The organism is Kastovskya adunca (genome assembly GCF_059505785.1).
The window spans coordinates 1-13,833 of the sequence record NZ_JCACLG010000024.1 but is presented as its reverse complement, the minus strand read 5'-3'; the positions used below and the strand labels follow the sequence as shown (position 1 = coordinate 13,833).

General features: G+C 48.5%; 7 protein-coding genes and 1 pseudogene. 4 read left to right on the top strand and 4 right to left on the bottom strand.

The window, feature by feature from the left end:
• Positions 1 to 329: 329 nt before the first annotated feature.
• Together AC5JR3_RS08740 and AC5JR3_RS08735 are read right to left on the bottom strand one after the other, a co-directional pair.
• On the bottom strand, positions 330 to 1,694 hold the full coding sequence (locus tag AC5JR3_RS08740) for a sensor histidine kinase (RefSeq protein WP_495845009.1): 1,365 nt from the start codon (positions 1,692 to 1,694) through the stop codon (positions 330 to 332).
• 263 nt (positions 1,695 to 1,957) lie between these two features.
• On the bottom strand, positions 1,958 to 5,212 hold the full coding sequence (locus AC5JR3_RS08735; RefSeq protein WP_495845007.1) for a phosphorylase b kinase regulatory subunit alpha/beta: 3,255 nt from the start codon (positions 5,210 to 5,212) through the stop codon (positions 1,958 to 1,960).
• A 250-nt stretch (positions 5,213 to 5,462) separates the two neighbouring features.
• On the opposite strand from AC5JR3_RS08735, the gene AC5JR3_RS08730 reads away from it, so the two are divergent.
• Both AC5JR3_RS08730 and AC5JR3_RS08725 read left to right on the top strand, forming a co-directional pair.
• Positions 5,463 to 5,615 (top strand): chlorophyll A-B binding protein, encoded by a 153-nt coding sequence (locus AC5JR3_RS08730; protein ID WP_495845006.1) that lies wholly within the window; start codon positions 5,463 to 5,465, stop codon positions 5,613 to 5,615.
• Between the two features lie 344 nt (positions 5,616 to 5,959).
• On the top strand, positions 5,960 to 9,415 hold the full coding sequence (locus AC5JR3_RS08725; RefSeq protein WP_495845004.1) for a PAS domain S-box protein: 3,456 nt from the start codon (positions 5,960 to 5,962) through the stop codon (positions 9,413 to 9,415).
• Between the two features lie 269 nt (positions 9,416 to 9,684).
• Here the strand turns inward: AC5JR3_RS08725 and rpoD are convergent, their stop codons facing one another.
• On the bottom strand, positions 9,685 to 10,806 hold the full coding sequence (gene rpoD, locus AC5JR3_RS08720; protein ID WP_495845002.1) for an RNA polymerase sigma factor RpoD: 1,122 nt from the start codon (positions 10,804 to 10,806) through the stop codon (positions 9,685 to 9,687).
• 882 nt (positions 10,807 to 11,688) lie between these two features.
• On the bottom strand, positions 11,689 to 12,378 hold the full coding sequence (locus AC5JR3_RS08715) for a polysaccharide deacetylase family protein (protein ID WP_495845000.1): 690 nt from the start codon (positions 12,376 to 12,378) through the stop codon (positions 11,689 to 11,691).
• 83 nt (positions 12,379 to 12,461) lie between these two features.
• On the opposite strand from AC5JR3_RS08715, the gene AC5JR3_RS08710 reads away from it, so the two are divergent.
• Complete coding sequence (locus AC5JR3_RS08710) at positions 12,462 to 12,959, top strand: hypothetical protein (protein ID WP_495845072.1); 498 nt, start codon at positions 12,462 to 12,464, stop codon at positions 12,957 to 12,959.
• Between the two features lie 210 nt (positions 12,960 to 13,169).
• A pseudogene (locus AC5JR3_RS08705) lies at positions 13,170 to 13,833 on the top strand (hypothetical protein); the annotation flags it as partial.

Sequence of the window (13,833 nt, the reverse complement as noted above, 5' to 3'; positions counted from 1 at the left end):
GTCTCCTAAAAATTTCAATTTTGGGATACAGTGATTACGGCTGGAGCAGCGGTGACCACGGTTTCAATGCACAATTGACCCAAGTAGGCTACAGCTGTAGTGGTGACTAAACTTCATTGACAGCGAGTAGCTAGATGTCGCTGAATGTTCCAGCCTTTTATTAAATTAGGTTGTGTTGCAAGCCCCTGCATCTGTCACAAGTGGCATTCTGAAGGTAGATAGATGAGGAGATGGGGTGCAGGGGTGCAGGGGTGCAGGGGAGATGAAGAGAATCTCTTACCTCTTACCCTTCATACTTCATACTTCACCCTTCATACTTTCTCCCCGACTCAGGACTCCATCTTCAAACTTCCTTGATAGGCGGGCAAGCTAACGGTGACAGTGGAGCCTTGATTGAGAACGCTGGCAACCTGGATGCTACCGTGATGATTTTCGACAATGGCTTTGGCGATCGCTAACCCTAATCCTGAACCAGCAGCAGTATCGTGAGTGCGGGCGAGGTCTACGCGGTAGAAACGGTCAAAGATGTGAGAGAGCGCCTCCTCAGAAATACCACTTCCTGTATCCCGCACCTGCACTTGCAGTAAAGACTGAGGATGTCGTCCGCCGACGGTGCCAAGGCGTTCGGTTTGTTGCAATTCCACCTGCACAGAGGCTTCCTTTGAGGTGGGAGTATATTGCACCGCATTACTGACCAGGTTGGTAAATAGACGTGCTAATTGATCCCAGTCTCCTAGAAGAGTGAAGGCATTGTCTGACTTATGTAGTTCGTTACTCGTCGGCGTCTCTAGCAGATTCAGCGAGAGGGATATACCCTTCTCTGCCGCCACTAGCTGCTGTTCTTCAATCACCTCCATCAGTAAGGCATCTAGAGGTACAGATTGCTGCTGGAGTTGTACCATACCGCTATCGGAACGCGCTAGAAACAGTAAGTCATTGACTAAGCGCCCTAAACGTTGAGTCAGTCGTTCAATCACCTTCAACTGTTGCCGCTGAAGATGCGTGTCTAAATCTGGGTAGGACAGCGCCATCTGCACGTTCATTTGGATCATTGCAATCGGGTTTCTCAGTTCGTGAGAAGCATCCGCCGTGAATTGCTTCAGGCTTTGGTAAGACTTCCGCACAGGCTCCATCGCGATTCCCGACAGGAACCAGCCAATTGCCGCCACCGACAGCACCATGATTAGGGTGCCTAATGTTAAGTCAATAATTAATTGCTGGATAGGCTTTGTGACTTCAAACCAAGGATGGCTCACCCGCAGATAACCCAGAACGTGACGCTCAGTTTCCACGCGCTCGGTTACCTGGCGCAACAGGTGATCGGCGGCAAGATGCACGGTTTTTCCCATCGGGTTGAGGTTGAGGGGAATATCCAGGGGTTCTGATAAGGTTGACCACAGCAGCTCGCCATTGGGGCTAAACCATTCCAGGTCGATGTGGTCGTCATCTACAGTGTTGGTGTTGTCTCGAAAGCTGGCTTCGATATTAACGCGATAGGGAACATCAGAACCTGGGGTGGGTTGAATAATCAGCGATCGCTCTACTACTTCCACCACATGCTTCAATGTGTCATCCACCCGCTCAATCAGGGTGCTACGGACATATACATAAACACCTGTGGCAAAGAATAAAAGCAATACAGCCGTTACTCCGGTATACCAAAGGGCAAGTCGGCAACGCGTCGCTTGAAACATGCTAATGGCAGTTGGGAAAAGAGTCAGTGAGTAGGGGAGCAGGGGTGCAGGGGTGCAGGGGTGCAGGGGTGCAGGGGTGCAGGCTTCGACGTGAGACTTCGGCGTGAGCGCGGTTCCTGAGCCTGCCGAAGGGCAGTCGAACGCTCAGCCGAACGGGTGCAGGGAAGAACCTCTTACCTTTCATACTTCACCCTTCATACTTCACCCTTCATACTTCATACTTTCTTTCCTACTCAGGACTCAGGACTCAGGACTCACCGACTCTAAGCCGCCCGTTCTGGTTCAAACTGGGTGAGGAAGCGGAAGGCTTTGAGGATGAAGCTGGCACACTCTTGGGGCGAGGTATTGTAGAAGGAACGCCACGCGGCGGCTTTGTACTCGTCGTAATGGTTGGTGTGTTCGGGGAAACGCTCTAGCCATGTTAGTCGCACAGCATGACCAACGAGTACATCTAGTACAATGTATTCTTCAATCTGGAGTTCGGGGTTGCGTTCAACAACGGCGGCAAGTTCCATCAAGGCTTCGATGTTCACTTGCCGATATTCTGGAGCCTGAATTTTGTTGAGCAAATGCTCGACGCGTAGGGCAAAGTTCTTCTCACCAGGAGTCATCTCCGAAAGCAGCAGTTGACTATCCAGGCGATTGCGGCGTTCTAATTTGTCGCCAATAATCAAACCTTTACAGTGTTTCATCACTTGCCAGACGCTGGGGTAGAAGTATTTGGGAACTCGACCCGCTGTGCCGTCAAGTTGCCGCTTTTTGACCCAACTCCCTGCTACGGGGAGATCTTCCCGTTCCGAGCTGTCTGTGACGGTTGCCCAATCAATAGCTTGTTTCGGCTGCTTGAGGTGCAAGGCTTCTTGCTGCCGCAGCTTTTGGTGAATGTCGTCGTAGCCTGCTAAACAGGAACGTAAGCGCCTTTTGACTTCAACTGGACTAGAAGACATGAGCTGTTCGTAAGCTTCATCCTGGGTGATGCCTAACTCTGTTGCCAGTTCACTGGTGATCAGGAGAATCATATACCCTACGCGCAGAGTCAGCAGTCCTTGAAATAGCTTTGGTTGAGCTTTAATCAATAAGCCCAGGTAAATGAGAATTTCTTGGGTGAGGACGCGATCGCGAATATCTTCTCCACAAAACTCATCGATCTTCGCCTGAATCTCCAAGTGGGGCATTGGCTTTTTAATCAGTGATGCCTCGCTGTAAGCCTTTCCCACGGTAATTTGCTTCCCACGGATCAAAATATCGGTGACAGCGTCTGACAAACCGATGTCTACTTTATTTAGTAAACCCGCCGCTAGACGCACAACAGTCCAGTAAGGCGATGGCCCTTCACTTGCCGCTTTAACGTACACCTCATTCAGCAAATCGGTGACAGTGACAGGTTTTCCTGGCCCGCCAAATCCGGTATCAAAATGCCATCCTTGCAACCGTCGCAGCGTCCGCAGTAACTCGATTTGCTCGTAGAGATTCTGAGAATCCCGGAGGCTATCGAGCAAAAATTGCAGATTCGTTTCGCACTCTAAGAGAAACTCCTGGCTATGGCTTAAGGGGCCATTTTTATGGGAATGGCTATGGAGATAATAGTCAGGGTTGGTGGTGGTATTAATCGGCGATCGCGTCAGTTCAAAATCATGCAAAAAATCAATCCGTTCCGTTCCTGCCTTCAGCATCAGTTGATTAAGACGCCCCAGCTTCACCGACACACCATTACAGATACCGCTCTTCATTTCCTGGATTAAGACTTGCATCGGTGCATCTTCATCCATCCCACCATCATCCGTCTTCTCAGACCCCATCTCCAACATCGTCTTAGTTAACAACAACGTCATCGTCGGACGCCCTAACTCCCACCAGTGACGCTGAATATAAGCCAGTTCGCTCTTAATCTGATCCACCAAAAAATGGTAATCCAGCGTCAGGTAAAACTGCTGCTGGTCTAAAAACGATGGCAAGAAGACCATCGCCTCTCCCTGAATCCGAAAGATGCGCGAAGTCATCAAACTCCGCAGGCGTCGCACTGGGCGTCCCGTTAAATTCAGTGCGTCATTGCGCCCAATTTGGGCATACGCCGCAGACAGTTCGGTTGCCTGACGTACTTGCAGTGGCTCTACCTGCGCCAGCGTCTGTGTAGCGATTCCGTAAGCCCCCAGTTGTGCCTGAAGCTTTTCATCTTCTGCGATTAGGGCAATTTGCACCATCGGGTCTTGATGACGCCCCACCCCTAAATGCCGCCCCAATGGGTCAATATCTCCTGGTGCCAGTAAGCCCTCATTCAGCAATTGACCTAGAAGATACAAACTCTGCGCCCAGACTAAGGGGACATTTTCATTGGGAAGACGCAGCTGGCTGTGGGGAGATTTGCGTTCTGCCTCAATATTTTCCTCAGGCACATAATACAATTCTGGAAGTAGCCCAATCCCATCACGCTCGATTAGTAAATCTTTTAACAACTGATGATATTTTTCAACGTGTTTGATGTCTCCTCGAAATAGTCCGTCTAACATCAAATAAGTGAAAAACAAGGGCCATTCTGACTCAATATGCTCAAACTTTTGCAGTTCCCAAGGTTCGTAATGCAGGCGAGTTGTATTTTCTAGAACCGTTTGATGCCCATCCCGCAAAAAGCGTTTGCAGCCATATTTTCCCTGCAACTTATCAATGATTTTTTGGCGGGTGCGTTCCACTAGTTCTGTGTTTTCGACCGCGAACGCTGGAAAACCAATCACGCTCAAGAGGGCGGCGTCGGTTTCTTTAGAGCTAGATTCACGAGGAAGTAAGGATTCGAGGGTAATTCGCGATCGCGCAATTTCATCAGGTAAAACATGAATCACCGAGGCTTGGGAACCCCGCACCCCAAATAAATCTAGCCCGTTCATCGCTTCTAGTGCGGCTTTTGCCATACCTACAGAACTGGCGTTGAGTTCCGGATTGCCGTGATTGGCTTTGTTACCCCGTTCCCAAATTCCATAGTCCGGCGTCCGATACGCCCTACCAATGTAATAAACGAGGTTTTGGACAAAGTTAACTTCATCAATCGTGTAAACGATGTGCAACCCCGATGCCGTCATCTGCGCCAGCATCAACAAAAACAGCGAGGTCGCATCCAGTTGCAGGTGTCCCCATTCGTCATCCCCCACAACCACATCGCCCGTGTGGGTGTTGTACTTGGCGTGTAGGGCATCCATCAGGGATTGAGTTTGTTTGAATCGCTCGACTTTCGGCGCTTGTCGCATGATGCAGAACAACAGCCCTCGCATCAGCTTGACCACGCTTTGTTCCAACTCAAACAGGCGTCCGCTATCAGCATCTAGCTTGCGGTACGCCAATGCTAGTCCCCAGACTGCCAAAATGCTGTAAACGTTGTCCCGCATCCAGGCATCGGTATAGTCGCCGTGGGCATTAACTGCGGTACTAGCGGGCAAAAGCCCCGTAATCGGGTTTTGACGACTCAAAATGACTGTCTTGATGTGGTGGTAGTAACTATCTAGTCGCTCTGGCAGCCGGGAGGCGATCATGACATCCCCTTGATGTGAATAATTCCGAAAATCTTACCCCTTCACGACGGGCAATCGCCGCGTTGCCTTCTCCAATAACTAGGATTACAGGGCGCTCTGAGGTGCGGCAGAGTGTGCCGTGAAAGGAATCCATCTTAGTCTAAGCAGAACCCATGAACCGCGTCGGTACAGATTGTTGCAGTTTTGCTAATTTCCAGTTACATTAATTTACAGGTAAATTTACAAAATGTAACCTCAGAAAATAAGAATTATGCAAACTGAAAACCGTAACGACGTTAAGTTTGGCTTTACCCCTCAAGCGGAAAACTGGAATGGTCGCTTGGCAATGATCGGCTTTGTTGCGGCTCTGATTATCGAATATGTTAGCGGTCAGGGTGTACTACACTTCTGGGGCTTGATTTAACTTCTCTGTCGCGAAACCTCAAATTAATCTGACAACCTCAATTCATGTTGCTGGGAGTTCTTATAAGAATCCCAGCTTTTTTTAGTAGGTGACAGTCAGTAGTCTGTTGTTGGACATCTAAGAATTGTTTTTGGTTGCAAAGATATCATGAAGACTGATGGGTGTGAGGTAGCTGACAAGATACTGCTGGTAAATTGAAATCACACACAGACTTCCCCTTGACAACAGCAACCCTCAAACTTCCGTATTCTCAACGTCCTAAATGTAGCGTTGGGATCGTTAGAATGCTTTTAGGCTGGCTTTTTCGGTGTTCATAAATTGTCAATTTCTAGCTCATGCAGATCTTGAATAATTCTGAGCTATTACAGCTCTTAATTGAGCGTATCCCATCAGGGGTAGCGATGTTTGACCGCCAGATGCACTACATGCTGGTAAATCGTCGCTGGTTGCTTGATTATGAGCTGAATGAGATAGAAATTATCGGGCGATCGCTTCTAGAAGTCGCGTCTGGTGATTATGAGGTCTTTGCTAACCTTCCTGATGATTGGCAAAATATCTGCCAACGGTGTTTAGCCGGAGCGATAGAACGGCAAACGGTCGAGGCTTTGATCCGAGGCTCGCAAAAGCGCGTGCGGTGGGAGATTCATCCTTGGAAACAAGCCGAGGGGGAAATTGGCGGCATGATTATTTACAGCGAAGCGATCGCGCTAGAAGAACTGGTACAACAACAAACAATTGAACTGGTGACAACAAACCAGCAACTGCGGGCGGAAATTGCCGAGCGTCAGCAAGCTGAAGAAGCATGGCAACAAAGCGAAATGCGATTTCAGCAACTAGCAGCCAACATACCGGGGATGATTTATCAGTATGTGCTGTGTCCGGATGGTCGTCACTATTTCTCCTATGTCAGCCAGGCTTGTGTTGAGCTATGCGAATTAGAGCCAGACGCTGTTAAGCAGGATGCGGAGTGCCTATTTAGCGTGATGCATCCGGATGACCGACGAGAACTAGAGCAGAGCATTATTGTTTCTGCTCAAACGTTACAGCCTTGGAGTCATGAGTGGCGAATGATTACGCCATCGGGACGCCTCAAATGGTTGCAAGGTCGTTCCCGACCAGAAAGGCAAGCCAACGGCAACATTATGTGGGGTGGCTTGCTCCTGGATATTAGCGATCGCATTCAAGCCGAACAACAGCGAGATAGCTTTTTCCAACTTTCTTTAGATATGCTAGCGATCGCTAGCTTTGATGGCTACTTTAAGCAACTTAACCCAGCTTGGGAAAAAACCCTCGGATGGACGCAAACGGAACTGAAAGCCTCTCCGTTCATTGAATTTGTTCATCCCGATGACCGAGAAAAAACTCTACAAGAAGCCCAAGCACTATCTACGGGTGCTGAAGGCATTAGCTTTGAGAATCGCTACCGCTGCAAAGACGGCTCTTATAAATGGCTGGCCTGGAATTCAGCGTCTTCCATAGATCGGCAAATGATTTATGCCGTTGCTCATGATATCACCGCGAGCAAACAAGCAGAAGCCGACCTTCGAGAGAGTGAACAGTTTTTACGCTCCATCTACGATGGCGTCGAACAAAGTATTTTCGTTGTCAACGTCACAGAGGATGGCGACTTCCGCTTTGCGGGTTGGAACCCAGTCACCGATAAGAGTATTGGTATTAAATCTTGGGAAATTTCCGGCAAAACCCCGGAAGAAATATTTGACAGCGCAACAGGCACTCAAATGCGGCAACATTATGTGGAGTGTCTCAAGGCTGGCAGGGCAATTACCTACGAAGAGTGCCTCTCCTCTCCAATCGGAGAAGTCTGGGCACTTACTACCCTCAATCCCATACGGGATAAGCAAGGGAGAATCATCAAGATTATCGGTACATCAAATGTTATTACCGCCCTTAAACAGGCAGAGCAGACGCTGCGACACTCGGAGGAGCGATATCGTTCGCTGGTTGAGGCAACGTCTCAGATCATTTGGGACACTAACTCAGAAGGGGAATTTGTTACCGAACAGCCAGATTGGAGCGCCTTCACTGGACAAACGTTTGAGGAGTTGAAGGTGTGGGGATGGTTAAATGCCGTTCACCCAGAGGATCAACCTTATATATTAAAGGTGTGGTCGGCTGCTGTTGCTAGTCGCACCTCTTGCCAGATCGAACATCGCTTGCGACGCCACGATGGCGAGTACAGGGATATGAGCGTTCGTGCGGTGCCTGTATTAGAGCCAGATGGCAGTATTCGGGAATGGGTGGGAGTTCATACTGATATTAGCGATCGCGTCGCCGCAGAGGAAGCACTGCGGCACTCAGAAGCGCGATTTAGAGCCTTAGCCGAACGGGAAGCTTTATTAAACCGCCTCTCTAGCCAAATTCGTAACACCCTTGATGTAGAGACGATCTTAGAAACGGCTGTCAGCGAAATTCGTGACTTGTTGCAAATCGACCGCTGTACCTTCGCTTGGTACGTAAAGCAGAGCGCTCCTCCCACCTGGGAGATAATTCAGGAAGCTAGAACTTCAGCTATCCCTAGCACGCTTGGTTCCTACCCGACTACCGAAACCGATCCGGTAAGTCAGCAGCTTTTGCGTGGAGAAGTGCTCCGCATTGATGATCACCTCTCTTGCACTGAGCCAAGTTTGCAGGAATTTTTACAAACTGCTGGATACATTTCGCTGCTTTGTTTGCCGATTCAAACTCGTTCGGGTGAAATTGGCGTGCTCAGTTGCGGTCACAGCCACTCCTCTCGCCCTTGGACTGATAGTGAAGTGGAACTGTTGCAAGCGGTAGTTGACCAATTGGCGATCGGTATTAATCAAGCCGAACTGTATTCCGGCTCTCAGGAAGCCACCGCAACGGCTCAATCCCAAACGACACAGCTTCAGCAAACGCTACACCAACTCAAACAAGCACAAACTCAGCTCGTACAAAATGAGAAAATGTCGAGCTTAGGTCAGCTTGTAGCAGGAGTAGCCCATGAAATCAACAACCCTGTTAATTTCATCTACGGCAATTTAACGCACACGAACGAATACACACAAGATTTATTGGGGTTGCTGGCACTGTATCAACAACACTTTCCCAATCCCACGCCAGAGATTTTAAACGAAGTAGAAGAGATCGATCTAGAATTCCTCGTCGAAGACTTGCCAAAAATGCTGACTTCAATGAAAGTCGGTGCCGAACGCATTCGCGAAATTGTCCGCAGTCTCCGCAACTTCTCTCGCCTCGATGAAGCCGAAATGAAAGCGGTTGATATTCACGAGGGGATTGAGTCAACACTGATGATTCTTGCCAATCGTATCAAAGCCAAAGGCGACCATCCGGCGATCGAGATTGTCAAACAATACGGCAAATTACCATTAGTGGAGTGCTATGCGGGGCAACTCAATCAGGTGTTTATGAATTTGCTATCCAACGCCATTGATGCCATTGATGAATGCTACAAAGGACGGTTGTTGAAAGACACTGAAGTGCATCCTGGTCAGATTCGGATTTCTACTGAAGTAAGAGAGGATAATCAAGTCACGATCGCGATCGCTGATAATGGTTCGGGGATGAGTGAAACGACATGCTCCCAACTTTTTGACCCTTTCTTTACCACTAAACCCCTTGGCATTGGCACCGGATTAGGATTATCAATTAGTTATCAAATAGTGACTGAAAAACACAACGGTCGTTTGTACTGCAACAGTCAACTCGGTCAAGGGACAGAGTTTATCATTGAAATTCCCCTACAGCCGCAGCAAAAACCGTCTAGAACCCAAGCCTTAGGCAAGCCAGTAGAGACTTAGTTAGGGGGCGCTGGGACTAGGGAGAAGAAGGAAAAGTATTCTAGCCGTCCTAATCATTCCTGAATCTTTTGGTAGGGGCGTATAGCTAGCTATACACTTTAAACTCTAGATGTTCACTAATCTAGGATTTTTGTCACTCCATAAATAAAGCGATAAGCCAATTGTTTTGGCTTTTTTCTAATACATTCATCCCAAAAAAAGCAAAGAACAAACTTAAATGTTGCTCTTTGCTTTTGGGAAATTGTTGCTAAACGCCGGAGGTTGAGGTGTTAGCGAATATATTCTTTGAGAATGCTGTTGCGGTTAGGATGGCGCAGTTTGCGAAGCGCTTTGGCTTCGATTTGGCGAATCCGTTCGCGGGTGACATTGAAGATTTGACCGATTTCTTCTAGTGTCTTCATCCGTCCATCATCCAAGCCGTAACGCAGCCGTAGAACATCGCGTTCGCGAGGGCTAAGGGTATCGAGGACGCTCTCTAAGTCTTCCCGGAGGAGATTTTTAGAAACTTGGTCTTCGGGGGTTTCGCCGTCGGCTTCGATAAAGTCTCCGAGGCGGGAATCTTCTTCTTTACCGATGGGGGTTTCCAGGGAAATGGGCAATTGAGCAGATTTGGCGATGAAGCGCAGTTTCTCAATGGTCATTTCCATGCGGTCTGCGATTTCTTCTTCAGTGGGCTTGCGACCCATTTCCTGAGACAAAATTTTGGTGGTTTTCTTGATCCGCGAAATCGTTTCGTAGAGGTGAACCGGGAGGCGGATGGTACGAGACTGGTCAGCAATAGCGCGGGTAATTGCCTGACGAATCCACCAAGTAGCATAAGTGGAGAATTTGTAACCTTTTTCGTGGTCAAATTTTTCGGCGGCGCGGATCAAACCCAAGCTACCTTCTTGAATCAGGTCTTGAAAGGAGAGTCCCCGATTCATGTACTTTTTGGCAATGGAGACAACCAGTCGCAGGTTGGATTGCACCATTTTGTCTTTTGCCCGCCGACCCAGGTAGAGGCGATGACGAAAAGCTGGTAGCGCCATGTTAACTTCGGTTGCCCATTCGCTATCTTGCGGCTCCCTCTCTAGCTGATCGACCAAGCGATCACGAATGCGTTCTAGCTCCAATAGATCCGCGATTTTCCGAGCGAGTTCAATTTCTTCATCAGCACGCAACAAGCGGATGCGACCAATCTCTTGTAAGTAGAGGCGGATTGAATCTTCTGTATAGTGCTTTTTTTTGGTTTGCGCTCTACGACGAGTAGTACGTGTCTTGCCAGGTTGACTATCGTCCTCCTCTGCTTGAACATCCGCAAGCTCGTCTGGGTTCGCGTCCTCCTCTATTAAGAGTTCCAACTCGCTTTCGGGCTGAGTCAGTGTTGAGAGTACGTCGTTAGCCTGGGTCATGCCGTTTTCCTCATGCTCCTTCAGTAAAAAAAAATAGTAGATGGTATTAGTTGATCTACTTAAGATAGCCTAGCCAGTGAGACACTTTCCTGCACCACCAATTCCTTGATATAGGAGGTGAACTGGAAAATTAGATCCGAGTTCTATTCTTAAACTCAACCTTCAGTAAAAGCGTGATCGGTAATTGTTTAAGACTGACTATGTCGCAAACTTTTCCGATTGTAGCCTCTCTTACAAAAAATGCACGTAATTTAATCAGTGAAATTGTCTAGGGTCAAAAATTCACTTTAGGTGGCTTTGATCTGAACTTTCTGCTATTGAGATCAATAAACCCATGTCCAACTCCATTGCTCGATCGAATTTGTGCAGTACAGGCATGACTCAGTGAGTGTTTAGGCAGAGATTTTAATATCAACCGCACTTGGCAACATCCTGAATTTAACTGGATTAGAGTGTCATGGAAGATCGACAAGGCTAGCCATGTCAAGATGGCACCTGATCCCAGTTAAAAACGCAGCGTTGTCTGTGGCTGAATAAATCTTCTCTAAACTTAGTCTGAGTCTGAATTTGCTTGTACCAGAAATCTGAGAGGATTATACTCAGCTATTTTAATGAATTCTCTCGGCTTATGACAGCTAATGGGCGAAAAAATTACAACAGAGATTTCAGATCGATAATAGTACACGGGTACTATATTACTGAACCTCCCTTGTTTATCAGGTTAGCGAAATTTTTTTGGCTCAGATAGATTCTTCACAATAGTTCAGCATGAAACTTGCTGATACTAACTGAAATCAAAAAGCCTTGATGTTGTCCTCGGTGCAAGCCCGAAAAAGCACTCTCTACTCGATTGAACTGGGACATCAAGGGTGTTTCTCTAAATTAATTGCCCACACCACGGCTCAGACTTTGCTGCCAGAGTTGCTCCACGCTCACAAAATGGTAGCCTCGCTGCAACAGTAATGGGATCAGTTGCGCTGCTGTTTGGGCGACATCCTGTCCTCCATAGTAGCCATCATGCAGAACAACAATCGAGCCATTTTGAACTTGCTCTAACACTCGCTGGATGACGACAGAGATGCCAGGACGTTCCCAGTCTTCAGGAACAACACTCCACATCACAGGACGGTAGTTCCAAGAGTGCAAGTACTTTAAGGTTTGGGGGGTAAATAAACCGTTGGGAGGGCGAACATCGCGAACCAACTCTGGGTTGAGTTGGCAAGCAGAAGCGATCGCGGCTTGAGTTTTTGTCAAACTCTGCTTGAGTTCTGCGGGATTCAGGAAAGCGAAGTTGTGATGGGAGTAACCATGTATCCCGATCCAGTGACCTTGCTGATAGACTTGTTTGGCTATACTAGGCGATCGCTCGACACAAGACCCCAACCAGAAAAAACTCGCCTGAATTCCATAACGCTCTAGTACAGGTAACAATTGGGGCGTGTATTGAGGATGAGGGCCATCATCAAAGGTCAGCGCGATCGCCCGTGAATTTGTTGCCCCCGTCCAGAGACAGCTAGGAAAACTGGGCTGAAGAATTCGGTAAACGATAGGATAGAGCGGAGCTAGCTGCATTGTTTTATCTTTACTTTTCCCTTGTGTCTTTCGATCGTTACTCGCGACATCGCCAAATCTTTTCAATCCTAACGAGCTTTTTTATGGTCGTGGTGCTGTCTGGTTGCCAAACCACCACAACAAACCAGTATGAAGCCACAGCCCGGACAACCGTAACCTGGCAGGTTCAGTATGGCATTAACCCTGCAACCGCTAAGCAGCCTCGCTTTGAAGAATTTGCCTCCGCGTCTCTACTAAACCGCAACGGCGAAAAACCCGAAGGTAGGGTAATCGGCCCCGATGACCAGGGATTGTGGTGGCCCATTTCGCCTCCACGTCCAACTGTTGATGAGGTGGAACAACGAAAAAAGTTCAACGAGAAAGCCACCAGACCGGAATTATTGCGCTCTGTAGATTATCAGATTACCTTCACAAAAGATGGTGAGAGAGTCACCCGACCAACCAACTACTCCGTCTATCGACAAGTTGTGAAAGCCTACCCTTCACAAACGCCCTTGCAGCTTACTTTAGGAGTCGGCGTTAGCGGAGTGGATGGCATTAGCACCCATCCCACCGTGGAAAAGGCAGTTCCTCAGCAGTAATTAGCGATTGGCGATCGCCAAGACGGAGCACCGATTTCTTCATAAATAATTAGTCAAAAAGATGTGCCGTAGTCAACGCTGTCAATCCATGCTGTTAATGGGTTGAAAGATTATTGAAGATGGCGCGACACTCCTTAGACGGAAGTTCAGGTTGAAGCAAGAGTGTAAAGTCCTTGGAGAGCAAACAGACTTTAACTTAATGTAATGCCAATGAGTTTTAACATCCTTAAACAAACCAAAAAGCTGCTGATCGGTGGAGTAGTCCTCAGCCTGGGACTATTTCCTTTGCCAGCGTCAGCGCAAATTTCCAACCCTCAAGTGGCATCACTAGTAGAAGCCCTGCGGCTGGCTGCTCCCCAAACCGGGAGAGAAGACGATGGACTCTACAGCGATTGGCAAATCAAAGCCGCTAATATACCCCGTTGGTCTAGACAATGCATTGGGCGAGAACTCACCCCTGCCGACTTTGAAGCTAGCCCCGTCACAGCCCGCAGCATTCTTGTTTGCGTGATGGGCGATGTCCTGCGCCAGCAGTATCAAGCCAGTGGTAATAACGAAGCCCTTGCCGTGCAGCGCACAGCTTCTTGGTGGATGACGGGCGATGCTACCCGTTACAACAACGCACCAACGACGGCTTATACTCAAAGAGTTCTCAACTTTTATCAGCAGCAGCGCTCTAAACCAGCCGCCTCATCAACACCAGCCACTCCAGCACCGCAGGCGACAACGACTCCACCTGCTACCTCAGCCACTCCAGCACCGCAGGCGACAACAACTCCACCTGCTACCTCAGCCACTCCAGCACCGCAGGCGACAACAACTCCACCTGCTACCTCAGCCACTCCAGCACCGCAGGCGACAACGACTCCACCTG